The organism is Modestobacter sp. SYSU DS0904 (genome assembly GCF_054051115.1).
In genome coordinates this window covers 46033-69319 of sequence record NZ_JBJHAQ010000002.1, presented here as the reverse complement: position 1 = coordinate 69319, position 23287 = coordinate 46033, and the positions used below count along the sequence as shown (strand labels likewise).

General features: G+C 72.7%; 19 protein-coding genes. 4 read left to right on the top strand and 15 right to left on the bottom strand.

Annotated elements, in window-relative coordinates; all coding sequences use genetic code 11:
- The first annotated feature begins 257 nt into the window (after window positions 1-257).
- Complete coding sequence (gene ctlX / locus ACI79U_RS01490; protein WP_457064361.1) at window positions 258-1304, top strand: citrulline utilization hydrolase CtlX; 1047 nt, start codon at window positions 258-260, stop codon at window positions 1302-1304.
- A gap of 88 nt (window positions 1305-1392) precedes the next feature.
- Here ctlX and ACI79U_RS01485 read toward each other — a convergent pair whose 3' ends face one another.
- From ACI79U_RS01485 to ACI79U_RS01415, 15 genes are all read right to left on the bottom strand, one after another.
- On the bottom strand, window positions 1393-2349 hold the full coding sequence (locus ACI79U_RS01485) for a VWA domain-containing protein (RefSeq protein WP_457064359.1): 957 nt from the start codon (window positions 2347-2349) through the stop codon (window positions 1393-1395).
- On the bottom strand, window positions 2346-3311 hold the full coding sequence (locus ACI79U_RS01480; RefSeq protein WP_457064357.1) for a DUF58 domain-containing protein: 966 nt from the start codon (window positions 3309-3311) through the stop codon (window positions 2346-2348). The genes ACI79U_RS01485 and ACI79U_RS01480 overlap by 4 nt, the downstream gene beginning before the upstream one ends.
- Complete coding sequence (locus tag ACI79U_RS01475) at window positions 3308-4636, bottom strand: AAA family ATPase (protein ID WP_457064355.1); 1329 nt, start codon at window positions 4634-4636, stop codon at window positions 3308-3310. Before ACI79U_RS01475 ends, ACI79U_RS01480 begins: the two co-directional genes overlap by 4 nt.
- A gap of 229 nt (window positions 4637-4865) precedes the next feature.
- Window positions 4866-6287, bottom strand: coding sequence for a C40 family peptidase (locus tag ACI79U_RS01470; protein WP_457064353.1), 1422 nt, complete (start codon window positions 6285-6287; stop codon window positions 4866-4868).
- A gap of 272 nt (window positions 6288-6559) precedes the next feature.
- Entirely contained in the window at window positions 6560-8092 is a 1533-nt protein-coding gene (locus tag ACI79U_RS01465; protein ID WP_457064351.1) for an AMP-binding protein, read from the bottom strand.
- Window positions 8093-8258: 166 nt separating this feature from the next.
- Window positions 8259-9368, bottom strand: coding sequence for an ABC transporter ATP-binding protein (locus ACI79U_RS01460; RefSeq protein ID WP_457064349.1), 1110 nt, complete (start codon window positions 9366-9368; stop codon window positions 8259-8261).
- The gene (locus ACI79U_RS01455; RefSeq protein ID WP_457064347.1) at window positions 9365-10528 is read right to left on the bottom strand and encodes an ABC transporter ATP-binding protein; all 1164 of its coding nucleotides are present in this window, start codon (window positions 10526-10528) and stop codon (window positions 9365-9367) included. The genes ACI79U_RS01460 and ACI79U_RS01455 overlap by 4 nt, the downstream gene beginning before the upstream one ends.
- Entirely contained in the window at window positions 10525-11415 is an 891-nt protein-coding gene (locus ACI79U_RS01450; protein ID WP_457064345.1) for an ABC transporter permease, read from the bottom strand. Before ACI79U_RS01450 ends, ACI79U_RS01455 begins: the two co-directional genes overlap by 4 nt.
- Window positions 11402-12439, bottom strand: coding sequence for an ABC transporter permease (locus ACI79U_RS01445; RefSeq protein WP_457064343.1), 1038 nt, complete (start codon window positions 12437-12439; stop codon window positions 11402-11404). The genes ACI79U_RS01450 and ACI79U_RS01445 overlap by 14 nt, the downstream gene beginning before the upstream one ends.
- The gene (locus ACI79U_RS01440; RefSeq protein WP_457072650.1) at window positions 12436-14043 is read right to left on the bottom strand and encodes an ABC transporter substrate-binding protein; all 1608 of its coding nucleotides are present in this window, start codon (window positions 14041-14043) and stop codon (window positions 12436-12438) included. Before ACI79U_RS01440 ends, ACI79U_RS01445 begins: the two co-directional genes overlap by 4 nt.
- Window positions 14044-14535: 492 nt before the next feature.
- Window positions 14536-15537 carry an amidohydrolase family protein gene (locus ACI79U_RS01435; protein WP_457064339.1) on the bottom strand — a complete coding sequence of 334 codons (1002 nt, stop codon included), beginning with the start codon at window positions 15535-15537 and terminating at the stop codon, window positions 14536-14538.
- 44 nt (window positions 15538-15581) lie between these two features.
- The gene (locus ACI79U_RS01430) at window positions 15582-16682 is read right to left on the bottom strand and encodes a zinc-dependent alcohol dehydrogenase (protein ID WP_457064337.1); all 1101 of its coding nucleotides are present in this window, start codon (window positions 16680-16682) and stop codon (window positions 15582-15584) included.
- A 110-nt stretch (window positions 16683-16792) separates the two neighbouring features.
- Window positions 16793-17911, bottom strand: a complete 1119-nt coding sequence (locus ACI79U_RS01425; RefSeq protein WP_457064335.1) for an NDMA-dependent alcohol dehydrogenase — start codon at window positions 17909-17911, stop codon at window positions 16793-16795.
- Window positions 17912-17971: 60 nt separating this feature from the next.
- Window positions 17972-19450, bottom strand: a complete 1479-nt coding sequence (locus ACI79U_RS01420; protein ID WP_457064333.1) for an aldehyde dehydrogenase family protein — start codon at window positions 19448-19450, stop codon at window positions 17972-17974.
- An 11-nt stretch (window positions 19451-19461) separates the two neighbouring features.
- On the bottom strand, window positions 19462-20571 hold the full coding sequence (locus ACI79U_RS01415) for an NDMA-dependent alcohol dehydrogenase (protein ID WP_457064331.1): 1110 nt from the start codon (window positions 20569-20571) through the stop codon (window positions 19462-19464).
- 385 nt (window positions 20572-20956) lie between these two features.
- On the opposite strand from ACI79U_RS01415, the gene ACI79U_RS01410 reads away from it, so the two are divergent.
- From ACI79U_RS01410 to ACI79U_RS01400, 3 genes are read left to right on the top strand one after another with little or no spacing between them, the layout of a single operon-like run.
- Complete coding sequence (locus ACI79U_RS01410) at window positions 20957-21718, top strand: CoA transferase subunit A (protein WP_457064328.1); 762 nt, start codon at window positions 20957-20959, stop codon at window positions 21716-21718.
- Window positions 21715-22386 carry a 3-oxoacid CoA-transferase subunit B gene (locus ACI79U_RS01405; protein ID WP_457064326.1) on the top strand — a complete coding sequence of 224 codons (672 nt, stop codon included), beginning with the start codon at window positions 21715-21717 and terminating at the stop codon, window positions 22384-22386. Before ACI79U_RS01410 ends, ACI79U_RS01405 begins: the two co-directional genes overlap by 4 nt.
- On the top strand, window positions 22383-23279 hold the full coding sequence (locus ACI79U_RS01400) for an amidohydrolase family protein (protein ID WP_457064324.1): 897 nt from the start codon (window positions 22383-22385) through the stop codon (window positions 23277-23279). Before ACI79U_RS01405 ends, ACI79U_RS01400 begins: the two co-directional genes overlap by 4 nt.
- Window positions 23280-23287: the final 8 nt, after the last annotated feature.

Sequence of the window (23287 nt, the reverse complement as noted above, 5' to 3'; positions counted from 1 at the left end):
CGGGGCTCGGCACCACGGAGAAGCCACGGCCAGTCGCGCTCTGGAACGGCGCGAGGACCGACCCGCAGATGCGCCGGTGGATCGCCACCACACCTCTGGTCCTGGGTTACGTTCGGAACGCTCTCGCTCGTTGATCCAGTGGGTCGTTCCCCGCGTTCGCTGCGGTGAGGGTGCCGAGCAGCCCGTGGCAGCCGACGATCCGAAGGGTCGAAGGTCTCCACGGGGTCACCTCCCGCTGCCGACCGGAGCCGACGCCGATGTCCGAGCACGCCCCGCACGCCGTCGTGCTGGTCCGCCCGCACCGGTTCCGGCCCAACGAGCTGACCCGGGTCGACAACGCCTTCCAGGCCCTGCCCGCGTCGGGTCCCGAGGCGGTGGCCGCCCGGGCCCGCGACGAGGTGACCGCGCTGGCCGACACCCTGGCCGCAGCCGGCGTAGTCGTGCACCTGTTCGACGATCACGAGCACGAACGCCCGGACAGCGTCTTCCCGAACAACTGGCTGACGACCCACGCCGACGGACGGGTGGCGCTCTACCCGATGTTCGCCGTCAACCGGCGCGGCGAACGCCGGGCCGACGTCGTGGAGCTGCTCCGGGAGCAGTACCACGTCGACCAGGTCGTGGACCTCTCCGGCCTGGAACGGGACGGGATGTTCCTCGAGGGCACCGGCGCCATGGTGCTCGACCACCGGGAACGGGTCGCCTACGTCGCCCGGTCCCGCCGTGCGCACCCCCGGGCGCTGGAGCGGTTCTGCGCATCGTTCGGCTACGAGCCACTGCTCTTCGACGCGGCGGACGCCGCAGGCCGAGCGGTCTACCACACCAACGTGATGATGGCCGTCGGCACGGCGGTGGCACTCGTCGGACTCGACATGATCACCACGCCCACCGACCGTGCCCGGGTGGCCGACCGGCTGCGCGCGACCGGCCGGGAGGTCTTCGCGCTCTCCGAGCACCAGGTCCACGAGTTCGCCGGCAACGCCATCGAGCTGTCCGGCCGGGACGGGCCGGTGCTCGCGCTCTCGGCCCGGGCCGCCGCCAGCCTGACCCCCGCACAACGCCGGCGGATCGAGGCGACGACCCAGCTCCTGCCCACTGCCGTGCCGACCATCGAGCTTGCCGGCGGCTCCGTGCGCTGCATGATCGCCGGCGTCCACCTCCGCTCCCGGGCCGGGGACGCCGGCCTGCCCGCACCGGTGCCCGCGACGCCGTCCCACCCGGCGATGACGCACCCGCGTGACCCGCACAGCGGACGTCGCGACCTCGGCCACCGGGACCGGGTCCTCCTCGCCCCCACCCGCTGATCCCCCGGGCACAGGAAGCTCTGCACCCGGGGTTTCGGCGCCGAAACCGGGTGCAGAGCTTCCTGTGCCTCGCGGGGTGGGTGCGGCCTCAGAGCAGGCGGTTGGTCCAGAGCAGCGAGCCCACGACGCCGAGGAAGGCGAACAGCAGGCCGCCGCGGACGAACCACGGGCTGATGTCCTGCAGCTCGGTGGTGTAGCCGATCTGGCTGCCCAGGTCCTCGTAGACCTCCTCCAGCTCGGCCGCGCTGGCCGCCTGGCTGTAGCTGCCGCCGGTCTCCTCGGCGATCTGCTCCAGGGTCGCGCGGTCGACCGGCACCGGCACCACCTCGCCGTTGAGGTCGAGCGTGCCGTAGTCGGTGCCGAAGGCGATCGTGGACACCGGCACCTCGGCAGCGTTGGCCGCGTCGATGGCCTGGGTCTCGTCACGGCCCATCGTGCTGTAGCCGTCGGAGAGCAGCACGATCCGGGCCGGCGGCACCGACACGCCCTCGGACTCCAGCGACGCCTGGTAGTTGCTGATCGCGGTCAGCGACGTGAACACCGCGTCGCCGATCGCGGTCGCCTCGGCGAGCTCCAGGTTGTCGATCGCCGTCCGCACCGCCGAGCGGTCGGTGGTCGGGGTGACCAGCGTGCTCGCGGTGCCGGCGAAGGCGACCAGGCCGAGGTTGATCCGCTCCGGCAGCACGTCGACGAACTCCTTGGCCGCCGCCTGCATCGCCTGGAACCGGTCGGGTTCGACGTCGGTGGCGCGCATCGACAGCGACACGTCGACCGCCATCACCACCGTCGCCCGCTCCCGCGGCACCCGCACCTCCGTGCTGGGCTGGGCGAGGGAGAACACGAGCACCCCGAGGCCCAGGGCGACCAGCCCGAACGCGACGTGCCGCCGCCACCCGGGCCGCTTGGGCACCAGCGAGCCGAGCAGCGCCACGTTGGTGAACCGGGCGGCGTACCGCGCCCGGCGCAACTGCAGCACCACGTACAGGCCGACGACGGCGAGCACGGCGAGCAGCGCGAGCAGCCACCAGGGCGACTGCAGGGTCATCGGGATGCACCTCCGGAGCCGGCGCGCCGGCGGTCGGCCACGAACCTCACGACGTCGGCCAGCCAGTCGCGGTCGGTGCGCAGCCGTAGGTGCGCCGCCCCCGTCCGGCGCAGCCCGGCGGCGATCTCCGCGCGCTGGGCGGCCGCGCCCTCGGCGAAGCGACGGCGGAACGCCGCGTCGCCGGTGGGCACCTCCAGGGTGCGCCCGCTCTCCGGGTCGACGACGGTGAGCAGCCCCACGTCGGTCAGCTCCAGCTCCCGCGGGTCGACGACCTCGACGGCGAGCAGCTCGTGCCGGGCGGACAGCCCGCGCAGCGGCCGCTCCCAGTCGGCCGGCCCGTGCGCATCGGAGCCGAGGAAGTCCGAGATCACCACGACCAGCCCGCGGCGGCGCTGCGGCCGGCGCAGCAGCTCGAGCGCGGCCGCCAGGTCGCCGCGGCGCCCACCGGCCGCCCGCGGGGTGGCCACCACCGAGCGCAGCAGCCGGTCGGCGGCCAGCCGCCCCGGCGCCGCCGGGTAGCGGTCGACCCGCTCCCCCGTCGTCACGATCGCGCCCAGCCGGTTGCCCCCGCGCACCGTCAGGTGGCTGACCGCCGACAGCGCGGCGATCGCCAGGTCACGCTTCTCGCACTGCCCGGTGCCGAAGTCCAGGCTCGCCGAGAGGTCGACCACCGCCCAGGTCTCCAGCTCGCGGTCGGCGATCGTCTCCCGCACGTGCGGCACCTGGGTGCGGGCGGTGACCGGCCAGTCCATCCGCCGGACGTCGTCGCCGGGGTGGTAGCTGCGGGAGTCCCCCGCCTCGCTGCCCGAGCCGGGCACCAGGCCCAGGTGGTCACCCTGCAGCAGGCCGTCGAGCCGCCGGCGCACGGTGAGCTCCAGCCGGCGCAGCAGCACCTCGGAGTTGCCGCTGCCGAAGTGCGGCGGAGCGCCGCTGTCCGGCTGCGGCGCCGGGACGCCGGTCACCCGCGCTGCGGCCCGGCGCCGTCGGGCCGCTCACCCTGCGCCGCGGTCGAACCCGTGCCCTGCTGGCCGGGACCGGGGTGGCCGGGACCCTGCTGGCCGGGACCGGGGTGGCCGTTGGGCGCCGGCGGCTGACCCCACGGCTGCTGACCCGGCTGGCCCCAACCCTGCAGGCCGGGCTGCTGCTGGGACTGGGGATGGGGCTGGGGCTGGGGCTGGCCCCAGCCGGGCGGCGGGCCCTGCTGGGGACCGCCCGGGCCGAAGCCGGGCACCATCGGGCCGCCGGGCACGCCCGGGCCGAAGCCGCCGGTGCGCTGCCGGGGGGTGACCTGCGGCAGCGGCACGCTCTCCACGATCCGCCGCACCACGTGGTCGGCCGGCACGCCGTCGGCGAGCGCGTCGTAGGAGAGCACCAGCCGGTGGCGCAGCACGTCGCCGGTGACGTCGAGGACGTCCTGCGGCAGCACGTAGTCGCGGCCGCGGATCAGCGCCAGGGCCCGGCTCGCGCCGATCAGCCCCAGCGAGGCGCGGGGGCTGGCGCCGTAGGAGACCCAGCCGGCGACGTCGGGCATGCCGTGCTCGCGCGGCGCGCGGGTGGCCACCACCAGCCGGACGACGTAGTCGACCAGCGCGTGGTGGACGAACACCTCCGAGGCGGTCTTCTGCAGCCGCCGGACGTCGTCGGGGTCGAGCACCCGCTCGGCGACCGGCGGGACCGAGCCCATCCGGTAGATGATCTCCCGCTCCTCCTCCGGGCTCGGGTAGTCGACGAGCACCTTGAGTAGGAAGCGGTCGCGCTGGGCCTCGGGCAGCGGGTACACGCCCTCGTTCTCGATCGGGTTCTGGGTGGCCAGCACGAGGAACGGATTGGGCAGCTTGTGGGTGACCCCGCCGATGGACACCTGCCGCTCGGCCATCACCTCCAGCAGCGCCGACTGCACCTTGGCCGGCGCCCGGTTGATCTCGTCGGCGAGCACGAAGTTGGCGAACACCGGGCCCAGCTCGGTGTCGAAGGAGTCCTGCCCGGACTTGTAGATCCGGGTGCCGATGATGTCGGCCGGCACCAGGTCGGGGGTGAACTGCAGGCGCGCGAAGCGCCCGCCGACCACGGTGGCCAGCGTCTCCACCGCCAGGGTCTTCGCCACCCCGGGAACGCCCTCGAGGAGCACGTGCCCGCGGGCCAGGAGCCCGACCAGCATCCGCTCGACCAGGCGGTCCTGGCCGACGATGACGCGCTTGATCTCGAAGAGCGCCCGCTCGAGCTGGGCGGCGTCGACGGAGGGCGGGGTGGGCTGCTGCTGGGCAGGCGCGCTGCTGGCGGCGGTCACCCGGCCAGTCTCCTACAACCAGCTGTGCGAGGCCCCGGCGCACACCGGTGGCGACCGGGTGACCCGGTCGCCGGCGCGGCGCGCCGGTCGGTCCACCCACCGGAACGGAGAGCCTGCCCCGGCGCTCCCGGGCTGCTAGATTCAACGTCGCGTCGGGCAGCTCCCCCCGTGGCTGCCCGACGCCCTTCTGCGTCCGGGCGACGGCCCAGTTCCCCGTTCCCGGCCCCGCTCAGCCGGTCGGCCGCACCGCGCCGAAGTAGGTCGAGCTCGACGTGCGCGCCGAGGAGATCCGCACCGTCTGCCCGCGGTCCGGCGCCTCGACCATCTGGCCGCCGCCGATGTACAGCGCCACGTGCACGATCGCCTCCGACGTCGGGTTGGCCCGGCCGTCGTCCCAGAACAGCAGGTCGCCCGGCTGCAGGTCGCCCACCGCGACCCGGTTGCCGCTGAACCGGTTGTACTGCTCCCGGCTGGTGCCGCCGATCCGGATGCCGGCCTGCGCGTAGGCGTACTCGGTCAGCCCCGAGCAGTCGAAGCCCCAGACGCCGGCGTCCGGCGGGATGCCGTAGCTCGGGCCGCTGCTGCCGCCACCACCCCATGAGTAGGCGACGCCGAGCTGGCCGCGGGCCGCGGAGATCGCGGTCTGCACCGCCGAGCCGGACGGCGCACCCGCCGTCGTCCCGCCGACCGGCGCGGTGCCACCGCCGCCGGAGCTGCCGCCGGAGGACGAACCGCTCCCGGACGAGGAGCCCCCGGTCGACGGGCGACCCGACGACGAACCACTGGACGCCGAACCACTGGACGACGAGCCGCTGGACGACGAGCCGGCTCCCGCGGACGGACCGCCGGCGGACGAGCTCGAGGTCGAGGAGCTGCGCGGCGGTGCAACCGCGGCCGCGCGGGCCGCGGCGGCCCGCTGCTGCTCGGCGTACGCCTGGGCCGCGGCCCGGGCGTCCTGCAGCCCGGTGAGCGTCTGCTGGGCCGCGCTGAGCTGCTGCTCGACGGCGGCCTGCTGGTCGGTGAGGGCATCGGCCTGCGCCCGGGCGGCGATCTCCTGCTGCTGCGCGGTGGCGAGCAGGGTGGCGGCCTGCTGCTGCAGCCCGTCGGCCGCGGCGAGCGCCTGCTGCGCGGCGGCGTCGGCCGCGACGGACTGCTCCTGCAGCACGGTGAGCTGGGCGACGACGTCGGTGCGGTGCTCCCCGACCGCGTCGAGCAGCGCGGCGCGCTCGAGCAGCTGGGCCGGCCCGCCGGCGGACAGCAGCGCCATCGTGCCGGAGGCGGTGCTGCCCTGGATGTAGCTCGCCCGGGCGAACGCGGCGACCTCGGCCTCACCCTGCCGGAGTGCGGCGACGGCCCGCGCCGCCTCGGCCGCGGCGGCGTCGGCGTCGGCCCGCGCCTGCTCGTAGGCGGCCTGGGCCTCCTCGTAGTCCTGCAGCGCGATCTGCGCGGCCGCGGAGGCGGCCGCCGCGTCGGACTCGGCACGGGCGAGCTGCGCGGTGATCGCGCCCATCTCCGACGCGGCGTCCTGCCGCGCACGTTCGGCGGCGCTGATCCGGGCGTCGCCCGGGTCGGCCGGCGCGGCGGAGGCCGGCGCCGGGGCGACCAGCAGGCACACGGTCACCGCCGCGACGACCCCGAGGGTGCGTGACACCCGTCGTCCACTCGTGCTGAGCTGCGTTCCGACCCGCTGGCGCACTGACCCGACTCCTCGCGTTGCCCGGCACCAGGGATCGGCGCCGGTCTCGACCAGTCCAGGCACACCCGTCCGGGTGTGCTCTCGACCGGGTCATCGACCGGATCGGGTGAACGCCTTGAGGAAGCCGGGACCGCCTCACCCCTCGGGGTGAGGCGCCGGCGGCGCGGTTCGGCCCCGTCGCCTTGGCCCGCGCCGATCCTGCGTGGCGCGGGGGCGACGGGGTGCTCCTACGGGTGGCTCTGGGTGCCCCGGAAGGCCTCGCGCAGCTTGAACTTCTGCACCTTCCCGGTCGCGGTGCGCGGGATGGCCGGGCGGAACTCCACCCGCTTGGGTGACTTGTAGCCGGCCAGCCGGGTGCGGCAGTGGGCGATGATCTCCGCCTCGGTGACGTCCGCGCCCTCGGCGAGCACCACCAGCGCGGTGACCATCTCGCCCCACTTGTCGTCGGGCACCCCGATCACCGCGACCTCGGCGACCGCCGGGTGGCTGAAGACCGCGTCCTCCACCTCGATCGAGGAGACGTTCTCCCCGCCGGTGATGATCACGTCCTTCTTCCGGTCGGAGATGGTCAGCACCCCCTCGTCGTCGACCGTGCCGCCGTCGCCGGTGTGGAACCAGCCGCCGTCGAGCGCGTCGGCCGAGGCCTGCGGGTTCTCCCAGTAGCCGGCCAGCACGGTGTTGCCCTGCGCGAGCACCTCGCCGGACTCGCTGGTGGCGATCCGGGTGCCCAGCGCCGGCGCCCCGGCCCGGGACAGCGCCCGCGCCCGCTCCTCGGCGTCCAGCCGGTCGTACTCGGCGCGCGGGCGGTTGATGGTCAGCAGCGGCGAGGTCTCGGTGAGGCCGTAGATCTGGTTGAACTCCCAGCCCAGCTCCTCCTCGACCCGGGCGATCGTCCGGGACGGCGGCGGCGCGCCCGCGACGACGATGCGCACCCCGTCGCGTCCCGGCACCGGACCGTCCCACTCGGCGGCCGCGTCGAGCACCGCGTTCCAGACCGCCGGGGCACCGGCCATCAGGGTGACCCCGTGCTCCTCGACCCGGCGGAGGATCTCCGCGCCGTCCACCTTGCGCAGCACCACCTGGGTGCCGCCCAGCCCGGCCACCGTGTAGAGCAGCCCCCAGCCGTTGCAGTGGAACATCGGCAGCGTGTGCAGGTAGACGTCGCGGTCGCTGACCTGCATGTGCATGCCGAAGCTGACCGCGTTGAGCCAGACGTTGCGGTGGGTCAGCTGCACGCCCTTGGGCCGCGCCGTCGTCCCGCTGGTGTAGTTGATCGTGGCGGTGGCGTCCTCGTCGGGCTCGGCCCAGGGACGCGGTTCGGTGTCCGGGCGCAGCAGCCCGGTGTCGTAGTCCTCGCCGAGCACGAACCGGTGCCGTGCGCCGACGCCGTCCAGCGCCGGGGCGAGCTCGGGGTCGACCAGCAGCACCTCGGCGCCGCAGTGGTCGATGATGTAGCGCACCTCCTCGGTCTGCAGCCGGAAGTTGACCGGCACGAGCACCCGCCCCGAGGAGGGGACGGCGTACAGCAGCTCCAGCAGCCGGGCGGAGTTGTGGCTGACCACCGCCACCCGCTCGCCCTCGGCCACCCCGAGCGCGTCGAGGCCGGCCTGGACGGCGCGGGCCCGGCGGGCCAGCTCGCGGTGGGTGGTCCGCCCCAGCGAGGGCGCCGGCTGGGCCGGTTCGTCGACGACGCCGACCCGGTCGCCGTAGACGAGCTCCGCCCGGTCGAGGAAGTCGCGGGTGGTCAAGGGCACGCGCATGGCGGCTCCCGGTGGCGGGGCCGGCTGCACCGCCGGCCGCTGACGTGGTCCGGGTCACGCTAACCGGCCCGGGTGCCACGGACGAGGGGACGCCCGCCAGGCGGCGGGCGTCCCCTCTTCTCGTTCAGCCGGTCTCGTTCAGCCGGTCTCGATCAGCCAGTCCGGTTCAGCTCGCCGGGGTGGCCGGTGCCGGGGTGGCCGGCGCCGGCGTGCCGACCGCGGTGGCCCCGGCGGGGCGGCGCAGGCTCTCCTCGATCCCGGCGAGCGGGAAGTGGCAGGCCACCTGGTGCCGGGGCCGCAGCTCGCGGAGCTCCGGCGCCTCGTCCGCGCAGCGCTGCTGGGCCTTGGGGCAGCGGGTGCGGAACCGGCACCCGCTGGGCGGGTCGATCGGCGACGGCGGCTCCCCGGGCAGCGCCGTCGGCCGGTGTGCCCGGCCGGTGGCGGCGTCGACCCGCGGGATGGAGTCCAGCAGTGCCGCCGTGTACGGGTGCAGCGGCTGCCGGTACATCTCCTCGGCCGGTCCGACCTCGGCCAGCTGGCCCAGGTACATGACCGCCACCCGGTCGCTGACCTGCTTCACCAGGGCCAGGTCGTGGCTGATGAACAGGTAGGCGAGGTCGAGCTCGCGGCGCAGCTTCTCGAACAGGTTGAGCACCTGCGCCTGGATGAGCACGTCGAGGGAGGAGACCGCCTCGTCGCAGATGATCAGCGCCGGGTTCAGCGCGATGGCCCGGGCGATCGCGACCCGCTGGGCCTGACCACCGGACAGCTCGTGCGGCCGCCGCTTGCCGTAGGACGTCGGGTCGAGCCCGACCAGGTCCAGCAGCTCGGCCACCCGGGTGCGGCGCCAGTCGGCGTTGCCCGCGCGGTAGCCGATCATCGGCTCCTCGACGAGGTCGTTGATCCGCCAGCGCGGGTTCAGCGACCCGAACGGGTCCTGGTAGACCATCTGCATCTGCCGGCGGGCGTCCTTGAGGTCGCCGCGCTTGAGCGTCATCAGGTCCTGGCCCTGGAACTCCACGCTGCCGGACTTGGGTCGTGGCGACTGGATCACCGACCGGGCCAGCGTCGACTTGCCCGAGCCGGTCTCCCCCACCACGCCGAGGGTCTCGCCGGCGCCGATGTCGAAGGACACGTTCGACACCGCGTGCACGACGCCGCCCTTGACCCCGCCGGCCGACCGGACCGGGAACTCCTGCACCAGGTTGCGGGCGCGCAGCAGCGGGGCCTTGTCCCGGGTCTGCTCGCCCTCCACGCGCTCGTCGACGGCGGTCATCGCTGTTCTCCGTTCTCGGTGCCGTGGTGCCCGGTGCCGTGGTTCGCGCTGCCCTGGTTCGCGCTGCCCTGGTCCTCGCTGCCACAGGGGTGCCAGCAGGCCCAGGAGTGCTGGGGCTCCTGCTCGACGAGGTCGGGCTGCTCGATGCACTTGTCGGTGGCGTTGGAGCAACGCGGCCGGAACGGGCAGCCCTTGGGCAGGGCGGAGAGGTCCGGCGGCTGCCCCGGGGTGACCGGCAGCAGCGAGTGCGGCTCCCGATCGAGCGCCGGGATCGCCCCGAGCAGCGCCCGGGTGTAGGGCATCCGGACGTTCGCGAACAAGGTGCGGGTCGGCGCCTGCTCCACCGCCCGGCCGGCGTACATGACCACGACGTCCTGGGCGTAGCTGGCCGCCAGCCCGAGGTCGTGGCTGATCATGACCACCGCCATGCCGAGCCGTTGCTGCAGCTCGACCAGCAGGTCCATGATCTGCGCCTGGGTGGTGACGTCCAGCGCGGTGGTGGCCTCGTCGGCGATGAGCAGCCGCGGCTCACCGGCCAGCGCGATGGCGATCATCACCCGCTGCCGCATGCCGCCGGAGAGCTGGTGCGGGTACTCGTGGAAGCGCCGCTCCGGCGCCGGCAGCTTCACCAGCCGGAGCAGCTCGACCGCCCGGGCGTGCACACCCTTCTTGTCCAGGTCGCTGTGCGCCTTGACCGCCTCGGTGATCTGCAATCCGATCTTCATCGTCGGGTTCAGCGACCGCGCCGGGTCCTGGAAGACCATGGCGATGTCGCCGCCGCGCAGCTTGCGCAGCTCGCCCTCGGACAACCCGAGCAGCTCCCGGCCGTCGAACCGGATCGAGCCGGTGATCTTCGCCGTTGGCGGCAGCAGGCCCATCAGGGCCCGGGAGCTGACGCTCTTGCCGGAGCCGGACTCGCCGATGATCGCCATCATCCGGCCGGGCACCAGTTCGTAGGACAGGCCGTTGACCGCCCGCACCGTCCGGCCGCCGCGGGTGAACTGCACCCGCAGGTCCGAGACCTGCAGCAGCGGCTCCCCCGGTGCCGCGTCCGGCCGGCCGAGCGCGCCGGCGGGCGACGCCCCGGGCTCCGAGGCGATCACCCCCGAGGTCACGTGGGTCTCCGCGACCCCGAGGGCCGCCGTCCGCTCGCCGCTCATCGACCGCTCCATCGCGCCCGGAGGTTCTCCCCGAGCAGGTTGAAGGACAGGACGGTGACCAACAGGGCCAGGCTGGGCCACACCACGAGCATCGGCGTCGCGGAGAGGCTGAGCTGGCCGTCGGCCACCATGTTGCCCCAGCTGGGGGCCGGGGCAGGGATGCCCAGACCGAGGAAGCTCAGCGCACCCTCGATGATGATCACGATGCCCATGCCGAGCATCGCGAAGGTGATCAGCTGCGGGGCGATGTTGGGCGCCAGGTGCTTGAACAGCACCCGCCAGCCCGGCGTGCCCGACAGCTGGGCCGCCGCCATGAACGGCTGCTCGCGCAGCCGCAGCACGGCCGAACGGGCCACGCGGGCGACGGCCGGGATGCTGAAGAAGGTCAGCGCGAAGATCGTGTTGGTCATGCTCGGGCCGAGCGCCTGCGCCACCGCGAGGGTGAGCACCAGCGACGGGAACGCGATCAGCACGTCGAGGATGCGCATGATCACGGTGTCGAGCACGCCGCCGAGGTAGCCCGACAGCGCGCCGAGCGTGCCCCCGATGACCAGGCCGAGCAGGTTGACGGTGGTGGCGATCACCAGCGACGCCCGCCCACCGTGCAGCAGCCGGGACAGGATGTCGTTCCCGTTGGGGTCGGTGCCCAGCAGGTGGCCCGGGGAGCCGGCCGGCAGGTAGCTCTCCAGCACGCTCCCGCCGACCGGGCGGGGCAGCCCCAGCAGCAGCGGCCCCAGGAAGCAGGCCACCACGATGAACCCGATCATCCCGGCGGGGATCCAGGTGCCCAGGTTGGCGGGGCGGCGGCGTCCGCGGCTGGCCTCGACCTGTTCCAGGTCGGTGTCCGGGCCGACGGCGGACGCGGCCGCTGGTTCAACGACTGTCATGACGGATCCTCGGGTCCAGGACGACGTACAGCAGGTCGACGATGAGGTTCGCGACCACCGCGACGAGCGCGAAGATCACCACCGCGGCCTGCACGACGACGACGTCACGGGTGTTGATGGCCTGCAGCAGCATCTGGCCGATGCCCGGCAGCGCGAAGATCTGCTCGATGATCACCGTGCCGCCGATCAGCGCCCCGAGGTTGAGGCCGACCACGGTGATCAGCCCGAACGACGAGTTGCGGAAGGCGTGCTTGATGAGCACCTGCCACGGCCCGATGCCCTTGGCACGGGCGGTGGTGATGTACTCCTCCTGCTGCATCTGGTCGACCAGGTCGCCCCGCAGGAAGCGTGCGTAGAAGCAGAACAGTGGGATGCCGATCGCCGCGGACGGCAGGATCATCGCCTTCAGGTTCGGCCACAGCCCGTCCTCCAGCGGGACGAACCCGATGGCCGGCAACGTGCCGAGCTGGACGGCGAAGATCAGCACGAGGATCAAGGCGAGCACGTAGTTGGCCACCGAGAGCCCCATCGTGCTGATGAACATGCTCACCCGGTCGAGCAGGCCGTTGGGCTTGTACGCGGCCAGCAGCGCCACCGGGATGGCCAGCACGAGGGAGACGACGAACGCCAGCACCACGAGCTCGCCGGTGACCGGGAGCCGGTTGGCCAGCAGGTCGCCGACCGGCTGGCGGCTGACGATCGAGTTGCCCAGGTCGCCGGTGAGCGCGCCACCCAGCCAGTCCAGGTACCGGGAGACGCCGGACTCGTTGAGCCCCAGCTGCTCCTCGAGCAGCGCGATGTCCTCCGGCGTGGCCTCCGGGCCCAGCAGCTGCTGGGCCGCGTTGCCCGGGATGAGGCTGAGCACCCAGAACGTCAGGATCGTGACGCCCAGCATGATCGGGATCGCCATCAGCAGCCGCTTGACGACCAGCCGGAGCACCGGCGAGCTGGTCACCCGGCTGAGCGGGGAGACCCGCGGGTCCCGGCTGACCGGGACCCGCGGGCTGGTGGTGGCGGTGGTCACTGCTCCTGCCAGACCTCGTCCCAGATGACCCCGGCGTTGACCAGGATCGGCGGGATCTTGGTGGTCAGCCCCGGACCGTGCACGCCCTCCACCGCGAGGTTGGCCGGCGCGAAGGCCAGACCGAACGGTGCGTAGAAGTTCTCCGCGATGAGCTCACCGGCCTGCCGGTACAGGTCGGCCCGCTCCTCCTCGTCGACCGTGGCGGACGCGTCGTTCAGCAGCTGGTCCAACTCCGGGTCGTTCACCCCGCTGTAGGGGACACCGGAGGCGAAGCGGAAGCCGACGCCGACACCGGCGGCCGGGTCCCAGGCACCGGCGGTCTGCAGCATCGCCTGCCACTGGCCGCTGGTGAACTCCTGGATGACCCCGGAGAGCTGGTAGTCGTTGATCTCCACGTCGATCCCGGCCTCCTGCCACTGCGTCTGCAGGGCGGTGTTGATCTGGGTGGCGACGTAGTTGCTGATCGTGCCGAGCCGGACGGTCAGCCCGCCGAGCTCCTCCACCAGCTCCTTGGCCCGGTCGAGGTCGTACTCGGGGTAGCCCTCGATCTCCGGCTGGTGGAACTTGCCACCGGGGCCGGTGAAGCTCTGGCTGACGTCGTACTTGCCGCCGAAGATGCCCTCGTTGATGGCCTCGAAGTCGGTGGCCCGGTAGATCGCCTCGCGCGCCCGCACGTCGTCGAACGGCGCGATCGCGGTGTTCAGCTGGATGACGTACGGCGAGGTGGCCGGCTGGATCGTCACCTGCAGCTGACCGCTGGCCTCGGCCTGGTCCAGCAGCGGGGTGGTGTTCAGGCCCTCGTAGGCCTGCGCCTGACCGGCCTGCAGCGCCTGGTAGGCCGGCTGGTCACCGCCGATGGACTGGAAGGTGAGCCCGTCCAGGTAGGGCAGGCCCTCCTTGAAGTAGTTCTCGTTCTTCGCCAGCTCGAGCCGGGAGCTCAGCTGGTTCTCGACGACGGTGAACGGGCCGGCGCCGACCGGGTTGATCGCGAAGTCGTCCTCGCCCTGCTCCTGGACCGCGGTCGGGCTGGCGATCCAGTTGACGTTGGCGGACGGGAACGAGGCCAGGATCGCCGGGTACGGGCGGGTGAAGGTCAGCCGGATCGTCAGCGGGTCGAGCACCTCGATGCCGTTCTCCTCGGCCAGCGGCCAGGTCGGCTTGCAGGTGCAGGGGTTGGCCAGGTCGCGCTCCCAGTTCCAGCGCACCGCCTCGGCGTCCAGCGGCGTGCCGTCGCTGAACTCGATGCCCTCCCGCAGCGTCACGGTGAACTGCGTGCCGTCCTCGGAGATCTCGTAGCTCTCCGCCTGGTTCGGCGCGACCTCGGCGTTGGTGCCGTCGTCGTCGGCGCGGAGCAGGAACAGCCCACCGAAGATCGCCTGGTTCATGGCGATGTTCGAGCCACCGGTGGTGTTGGTGGCCGGGTCGAGGCCGGCCGGCCACGAACCGGCGAAGGACGCGTCCTCCAGGACGGTGATCTCACCGCCGCTGACCGGCTCGCCGACGGGTGCGGCGGTGCCGTTGTCGCTCCCGGTGGTGGAGCCGCTGTCGCCGCCACCACAGGCGGTGACCAGCATCAGGGCCGCGGCGACCGGGGCCAGTCTCATCATTCTTCTCACGTGGGGTGCTCCCGCTTCAGAAGGCGTCGTTGGCTGCGCGGATCCGGCGATTGGCCGGTGAGCCTCGGTGCTGCCGCAGTGACCGGGCCTAGTGACCGGGCTCACTGCGCTGGTCCCAATCTCCCGTGGCGAGGGCCACACCCGGCCCGTCGCTTCCGCCGTACGGGAGACAAGTTGGCCCCCTGGGCGGCCCCTCCGGTTCCGTTCCGCAGCGGGGTCACGAGAGGGTCACAAGTGGGTCACGAGCAGGGGTACGAGGAGGGTCACGAACGGGCCGCCGAGGGGTCCCGGCGCATGGAACCGGGTGCCGGCGACCTCGCCGGCAGGGCTGGAGCCGCACCACCTGAGGTGGAGCGGCTCTTCCCGGGTCCCGGGCCGCCCGGAGAGCGCCCGGCCCGCAGCGAGCGCCCTGGCGGGCTCGGGAACGGCACCGGGCCCCGTCCCGGGTCGCGGACGGGGCCCGGTGGGAGGGCGGGGGGGTCAGGGGTGGTCGATCCCCAGCCAGCGGAACGCGTTGCCGCTCATCACGTCGGCGAGGTCCTCCGGCGGCAGGTCCAGGGTGCGCAGGGTGCGCCCGGCCGGGTCCTCGCGCAGCATCGCCGGGAAGTCCGAGCCGACCAGCAGCCGGTCGGCGCCCAGGTAGTCGACGAGGAACCGCAGCGCACGGTGGTCGAAGACCATCGAGTCGTACCAGAAGCGCCGGGCCAGCTCGACCGGCGAGGGCCCGTCGTCGTGCATCACCGCCCGGGTCAGGTCGACCGGCTCCTCGTTCCACGAGCCGCCCCAGAAGTACTGCGCCCGGGGCAGCATCAGCGGGAAGCCCCCCGCCGCGTGGCTGAAGGAGATCCGCAGGTCCGGGCAGGCCTTCGCCGTCCCGCCCGTCACCATCGAGCCGGCCGCGAACGCACCCTCCACGCCGACCACGTAGGTGCCCATCGCCGACATCGGCAGCCGCTCGGAAGGGCTGGGCATGGCGTGCACGAACACCGACAGGCCCAGCCGCTCGACCTCGGTGAAGAAGGGCAGGAACTGCTCGTGGCCGATCGACTTGCCCAGGATGTTGGAGGCGATCTCCACCCCGTGCAGACCCTGGTCCTTGATCGCCTTGAGCTCGGCGGTGGCGGCGTCGGGGTCCTGCATCGGCACCATGCCCAGCCCCTTGAGCCGGTCGGGCACCTCGGCGCAGAGCAGCGCGGTGGCCTCGTTCACCCACCGGGCCAGCGACATCCCGTCGTCGGCCGGCAGGTCGTAGCGCAGCAGCGGCGGCATCGGGCTGAGCACCTCGACGTCGACCCCCGAGGCGTCCTGCTCGGCGATCCGGCGTTCGGCGTCGAAGAAGGCGTCCCGGGCGGTGAACCGCATCTGGCCGAAGACCAGGGTGCGCGCGGTGTCGCCGTCGACCGGTTCCATCCGGGGGAAGCACTCCGGCGCGTCGGCCGGGTAGTCGCGGGGCAGCATGTGGGCGTGCGCATCGACGAGCACGGGACCTCCAGGGCTCAGTGGTGCGGGGCAGGAGTGGTGCGGGGTCAGAGGTTGGGGTGGACCGACACGTGCACCGGGGACTCCCCCGGCACCTCGCCGGCGAGGGTCTCGATCGCCAGGGCGGTGTCGTCCAGTCCGAACGTGTGGGTGTGCAGCTTCTCCAGCGGGAAGCGACCGGACTCGATCAGCGCGATCGCGGCCTCCTGCCCCGCGTAGTCCACGCCGAAGGCGCCCTTGACGACGAGCCCGCGGTTGATGATCAGGTCGGTGCTCAGCGGGATCTCCCGCCCGCCCTTGAGCCCGGCGAGCACCACGGTGCCGCCGAACCGGGCGACCTTCAGCGCGTCGGTGACCGGACCGGCGGCCATCGGGGTGAGCTCCAGGACGACGTCGGCCAGCTCCCCGTCGGTGATCTCCCGGACCCGCTCGACGACGTCCTCGCCGTCCTCCCCCACCACCACGGTGTGGTCGGCGCCGAACTCGCGGGCCAGCGCCAGCTTGTGCTCGTCGGCGGCCAGGCCGGTGACGATGACCGTCCCGGCCCCCGCGGCCTTGGCCGCGATCACCGAGGCGATGCCGCGCTGCCCGGCACCGAGCACCACGACGGTGTCGCCGAGGCCGATGCCACCCAGGTGCACGGCCCAGCGGACGCCGGCGCCCAGCGGGTTGAACATGACCGCGATCTCGGCGGGGATGGTCTTGTCGATCTTGTGCAGGACCGAGTTGGGCGTCAGGTAGAGGTGCTCGGCGAAGCCGCCGAACAGGCTGGGCTCGGTGTCGATCCCGGTGACGCCGTGCCCGAGGGTGCGGTTCGGGCAGGCCTGGTAGCGCCCGGTGAGGCACTTCGCGCAGGCCCGGCAGGGCACGATGACCTCCAGCGCCACCCGGTCGCCCACCTGGACGCCCCAGCGCTCGGCCGCGCGGTCACCGATCTCCTCGATGATGCCCATCGGCTCGTGACCGGGGATGAAGTCGCCGCGGCCCATCGACATGTGGCCCTTGTAGGTCTCCACGTCGCTGCCGCAGATGCCGTTGGCCTCCACGCGCAGCAGCCCGTCGTCGGCGCCGATCGCCGGGCGGGGGAAGTCCCGCAGCTCCATCTTCCGGGGTCCGGTCTGGACCACCGCGCGCACACTGTCGCTCATCGCTCTCCTCGAGCTCGGCCGGCGCACGGGCGCGCCGGGGAACCGGTGCCACCCGTGCGGACGGGTGGCACCGGACTCCGGGGACGGCCACGGAGGGTGGCCGGTGGACGTCAGATGTCGTGGACGATGACGCCGCGGATGTTCTTGCCGTCGTTCAGGTCCTGGTAGGCCTGGTTGACCTCGTCCAGGGCGTACCTGCGGGTGACCAGCTCGTCGAGCTTGAGGTCGCCGGCCCGGTACAGGCCCAGCAGCTTCGGGATGTCGTACAGCGGGTTGCAGTCGCCGAAGAGCGCACCGCGGACCTGGCGCTGGTAGCCGATGAGCGCGCCGGCGTGGAAGTGCACGGCCTTCTCGTTGAGCTTGCCGACGCCGGTGATGGTGACCTTGCCGCCCTTGCCGGTCATCGCCAGCGCCGAGTTGACCATCTCCTCGGTGACCACGCCTGGGGTGAGGATGGCGTGGTCGGCCAGCTGGCCCCACGTCGTCTCCACCACGAAGTCGTGCGCCTCCTTCGCCGAGGCGAAGGAGTGCGTGGCGCCGAAGACGGTCGACATCTCCCGCTTGAACTCCACCGGGTCGACGACGACGACGTTCTTCGCCCCGGCGTACCGGGCGCCCTGGACGGCGTTGCTGCCCACCCCGCCGGAGCCGAAGACCACCACGGTGTCCCCGGGCTTGACGCCGGCGGCGTAGACCGCCGAGCCCCAGCCGGTGGGCACACCGCAGCCGACCAGCGAGGCGACCTCCCACGGGATGTCGTCGGCGATCGGCACGGCCGCCCACTCGGAGATGACGGCGTACTGGCTGAAGGTGCCCAGCGAGCAGAAGCCGCCGAGGTCCTCGTCGCCGAGGTGGAAGCGGAACGTGCCGTCCAGGAACATGCCGGTGCCGGCGTTCAGGCCCTTGACGCACATGTTCTGGTGACCGGTCGAGCAGGGCCGGCAGGCCCCGCAGGCGGGGATGTAGGAGCAGATGACCCGGTCGCCGACCTTGACGCGCCGGACGTCGGGACCGATCGACTCGACGATGCCCGCGCCCTCGTGGCCGCCGACGACCGGCATCCGCACCGGGGCGTCGCCCTGGGTGATGTGGTCGTCGGAGTGGCAGAGGCCGGAGGCGGCGAACTTGATCCGCACCTCGTGGGCCTTGGGGTCGTCCAGCTGCAGGTCGACCATCTCCCAGCCGAGGTGCGGCCCGCGGGCGATGGCGGCGTGCGTGGTGATGCTCATCGGGATGCCTCCCAAGCAGGGTGGACGGGGGCGGGGTCGACCGGGCCTGTCGCGGTGCGGTCAGGCACTGGTGCCGCGCAGGGAGACGGTCTTGACCTGGGTGTAGTCCAGGACGGCGTCGGCGCCCATGGTGCGGCCGAAACCGCTGCGCTTGTAGCCGCCGAACGGGCCGCCGATGACGCCGGCGCCCAGCGCCGCGTTGACCGCCACCTGTCCGGCCTGCAGACCGCGGGAGAACCGCACGGCCTTGCCGACGTCGTTGGTCCACACCGAGGCGACCAGGCCGTAGTCGGTGCCGTTGGCGACCTGGAGGGCCTCGGCCTCGTCGGCCACGGCGGTGACGCCGAGGACCGGACCGAAGATCTCCTCCTGGTGGATCCGCATCGACGGGTCGACGTTGTCGAACAGCGTCGGCTCGACGAAGAAGCCGCGCTCGTACTGCTCGCCGGCGGGACGGCCGCCGCCGAGCACGAGGTCGGCGCCCTCCTCCTGGCCCAGCTGCATGTACTTGAGCACCCGCTCGTGCTGCTTGCCGTTGATCAGCGGGCCCATGTTGACCTGCTCGTACCAGGGCCCGACCTTGACCTTGGACATCTGCTCGGCCAGCCGCTGCACGACCTCGGCGTGGATCGAGCGCTCGACCACCACGCGCGAGCCGGCGGCGCAGATCTGGCCGGTGTTCATCGTGATGCCCATGGCGATCGCCGGGATGGCGGCGTCCAGGTCGGCGTCGGAGAGGATCACCTGCGGCGACTTGCCGCCCAGCTCCAGGTGCAGCGGGGTGAGGTTCGCCGCGCAGGCGGCCATCACCAGGGAACCGGTGTCCGGGGAGCCGGTGAAGCTCATCCGGCGGATGCCCGGGTGGGCGGGCACGGCGGCGCCGGCCTCGTGGCCGTAGCCGGTGACCACGTTGACCACGCCCGGCGGGATCCCCGCCTCGAGCGCCAGCTTGGCCAGCGCCAGCGCGGTCAGCGGCGCGTCCTCGGCCGGCTTGATCACGATGGTGTTGCCGGCGGCGATGGCCGGGCCGACGTCGTTGACGAACATCGGGGCCGGGGCGTTCCACGGGATGACCGCGCCCACCACGCCGTAGGGCTCGCGCAGGGTGAGCCCGATGGCGTCGGGGGTGTAGGTCGGCAGGGTCAGGCCCTGCACCTTGTCGGCCTGGCCGGCGACGAAGTTCAGGATGCGGGACATCGGCGGCGGGCCCCAGCTGGGCCGGCCGACCTCCTGGGACTCCAGCTGGTCCAGCTCGGTCGCGTGCTGGTCGATCAGCTGGGCCCAGCGGCTGATCAGCGCGCCGCGGGCGGTGGCGTTGGTGTCCCGCCAGGCGGGAAAGGCCGCCTCGGCCGCGCGCACGGCGGCGTCGACGTCCTCGGCACCGCCGCGGGGCACCCGGCCGAGCACCTCACCGGTGGCGGGGTTGATCACGTCGATGGTCTGCCCGCCGGCGGCGGGCACCCAGTCGCCGCCGATCAGCTGGGCGTCGTCGATGAGCAGGGGCGAGCCGGCCTGCGGGCCGGGAGGAGCAATGGTCATGTCCGGTTCCTTCAGTGCTCGTGGATGATCACGCCGCGGATGTTCTTGCCGTCCAACATGTCCTGGTAGCCCTGGTTGACCTCGTCGAGGCGGTAGGTGCGGGTGACCAGCTCGTCGAGCTTCAGGTCACCGGACCGGTACAGGCTGAGCAGACGGGGGACGTCGAACAGCGGGTTGCAGGCGCCGAAGATCGCGCCCTGGATGCGCCGCTGGTAGCCGATGAGGGCGCCGGGGTGCTCGTTCACCCAGCCGTTGCCGACCGCGGTGACGGTGACCTGGCCGGTCTTGCCGACCACCTGCAGCGCATCGGCGATGACCTCGTCGTGCAGGACGCCGACGGTGATGATCGCGTGGTCGGCGAGCTCGCCCCAGGTGACCTCGTTGACGAACTCCTGGGCCTCCTTGGCCGTGGCGAAGGTGTGGGTGGCACCGAAGACGGTGGCCATCTCCCGCTTGAACTCGACCGGGTCGACGACGACGACGCGCTGCGCGCCGGCGTACCGGGCGCCCTGCACCGCGTTGCTGCCCACCCCGCCGGCGCCGTAGACGACGACGGTCTCCCCGGCGCGCACGCCCGCGGCGTGCACCGCGCTGCCCCAGCCGGTGGGGACGCCGCAGCCGACCAGCGAGGCCACCTCGAACGGGATGTCCTGGGGGATCGGGATGACGCTGAACTCGCTGACGACGGCGCGCTCGGAGAAGGTGCCGAGCACGCACAGGCCGCCGAAGTCCTCACCGTTCTGGTGGAAGCGGAACGTGCCGTCGGGGAACTGCCCGGTGGAGGCGTTCTTGCCCTCGTCGCAGAGGTTCTGCCGGGCGGTGGAGCAGTAGCGGCACTTGCCGCAGGCCGGGATGAAGGAGCAGACGACGTGGTCGCCGACCTTCACCCGGGTGACGCCGTCACCGACGGCTTCGACGATCCCCGCGCCCTCGTGGCCACCGACCACGGGGAAGCGCATCATCGCGTCGCCCTTCTGGATGTGGTCGTCGGAGTGACACATCCCTGCGGCCATGAACTTGATCCGGACCTCGTTGGCCTGGGGGTCGTCGAGCTCGAGCTCGGTGATCTCCCACGGCTTGCCCGGCTCCCGACAGACCGCGGCGCGTGTGGTCATGCTCATCTGGGGCCCCTTCCGTGCTGACGACTGGTGGTACGGGCACTGGCCGGGGGGCGAGAGCCTCGCTGACACCCCGGGGCGAGGCCCGGAGCCACTGGGGACACTGCTCCCGCAGACGTGGCGTGGGCCACACGACATTCCGACCGGCGGAAGACGAGCCGAGCGGACGGCGTCGGCCGCCCGGCGGTGGACGCGGGGTGCCGGCGGCCCTTCCTTCCCCCGGGTGGAATCCGCCTTCTCGGGTACTGCGCGGCGTCCATACCTTCGGTGCGTCCAGGTGACCCTCGACACAGTCGCCGTCCCGCCCAGCGCGCGGGCCCGCCGTCGGGATTCGCACCAGTGCACGAGCCGGCCGTACCAAGGGGCCGGCGTGAGAAGGGGACACGGCGTGATCGACAAGTTCCGCGAGGACGTGTTGTCCGTGGTCGACAAGGTGCCGTCAGGGGCGTCCATAGCGGTCGGCGGCTTCGGCAGCTCCGGCCGCCCGGACCTGCTCCTGAATGCCCTCTGCGACCTGGGCAAGCGCGACCTGCACGTCTACGTGAACAACGTGGGCCACGACTTCACCGGCGTGGGGAGGTTGCTGCACGAGGGACGGCTGCGCCGGGTGACGGCGTCCTTCCCGATCCTGCAGGAGTTCTACGACGAGTACTTCGTCGGCAAGGTGGAGCTCGAGCTGGTGCCGCAGGGCACCCTGGCGGAGCGGATGCGGGCCGGGGGCTCGGGCATCCCCGCCTTCTTCACCCCGTCCGGCGCCGGCACGATGCTCGCCGACGGCACCTTCACGCTGCGCTACTCCCCCGACGGCGGGGTCGCCGAGCACGTGCCGGCCAAGGAGCACCGCCTGATCGACGGGCGCGAGTACGTGCTGGAGACCGGCATCGTCGCCGACTTCGGCATGGTCAAGGCGCACGCCGGGGACCGCAAGGGCAACCTGCGCTTCCGGCTGTCGGCCCGGAACTTCAACCCGCTGGCCGGGATGTCCGGCCGGCACACCTTCGCCGAGATCGACCGCCTGGTCGAGGTCGACGAGCTGCACCCGGACGACGTCCACCTGCCCGGTGTCTTCGTCGACGACGTGCTGCTGACCAGCCCCGCTCCCACCACCACCCCGGATGACAGCCGGCTGATCGCGAGGACCCGCTCATGACCGAGACGCTCGCCGCCAGGAAGGACTCGGTGACCGGCCGCACCCGCGAGGGCATCGCCGAGCGCCTGGCGCAGGACCTGCAGGACGGCTACGTGGTCAACCTCGGCGTCGGCCTCCCGCTGGCGGTGCCCAAGTTCATCCCGCCGGGTGTGGAGGTCGTGCTGCACGCCGAGAACGGCGTGCTGGGCCTGGGCCCGGCCCCCGACGGCGAGGGCGACGTCGACCTCACCGACGCGGGCAAGCAGCCGATCACGCTGATGAGCGGGGCGGCGATCACCGACTCGGCGATGTCCTTCGCGATGATCCGCGGCGGCCACCTCGACGTCACCGTGCTCGGGGCGCTGCAGGTGTCGGCCGCCGGGGACCTCGCCAACTGGTACGTGCCCGGCCGCAACCCGGCCGTCGGTGGCGCGATGGACCTCGTGGCCGGCACCCCGCAGGTGTGGGTGACGATGGAGCACTGCGACCGGAAGGGCCGCTCCAAGATCGTCCCCGAGTGCACGATGCCGCTCACCGGCAAGGCGTGCGTCACCCGCATCTACACCGACCTGGCGGTCTTCCACGTCGTCGACAGCACCCTCCGGCTGGTCGAGTGCGCCCCCGGCGTCACCCCCGCCCAGGTCCGCGCCAACACCGAGGCGCCCTACACCGAGGACCTGCGGTCGTGACCTGGACCTCGCGCATCGACCTGGACCGGGTGACCGCGATCGACGTGCACACCCACGTGCACCGGTCGGTCTCCGCCCCGCCGCCGGCCGGCAGCAGCGCCGATGACATGGGCGCCTACTTCGGCATCGGCTCGATGCCGCAGTACACGCTGCCCGAGCTCGCCCAGTACTACCGGGAGCGGGACATGGCCTGCGTCGCCTTCGGCGTGGACAGCATCTCCCAGACCGGGGAGGAGCTGTCGCCCACCAACGAGGAGGTCGCCGAGCTCGCCGCCGAGCACTCCGACGTCGTCATCCCGTTCGCCAGCATCGACCCGGCCCGGGGCGCCGCGGGGGTCCGCCAGGCGCGCCGGCTGATCACCGACCACGGCGTCCGCGGGTTCAAGTTCCACCCCAACACCCAGGGCTTCCGCCCCAACGACCGCAAGGCCTACCCGCTCTACGAGGTGATCGCCGAGGCCGGCCTGATCGCGCTGTTCCACACCGGCCAGACGGGCGTGGGCGCGGGCACCCCGGGCGGCGGCGGGATCCGGCTGAAGTACTCCAACCCGATGGACGTCGACGACGTCGCCGTCGACTTCCCGGACATGGACATCATCCTGGCCCACCCCTCCTTCCCCTGGCAGGACGAGGCGCTGGCCGTGGCCACCCACAAGCCGCGGGTGCACATCGACCTGTCCGGCTGGTCGCCGAAGTACTTCCCGCCGCAGCTGGTCCGGTACGCCAACAGCCTGCTCAAGAACAAGGTGCTCTTCGGCTCCGACTTCCCGGTGATCACCCCGGAGCGGTGGATGAAGGACGCGGAGACCATCGGCCTGAAGGACGAGGTCAAGCCGCTGATCTACAAGTCGAACGCCGCACGGCTGCTCGGGCTGCTCCCGCCCGAGCGCTGACCTCCCTT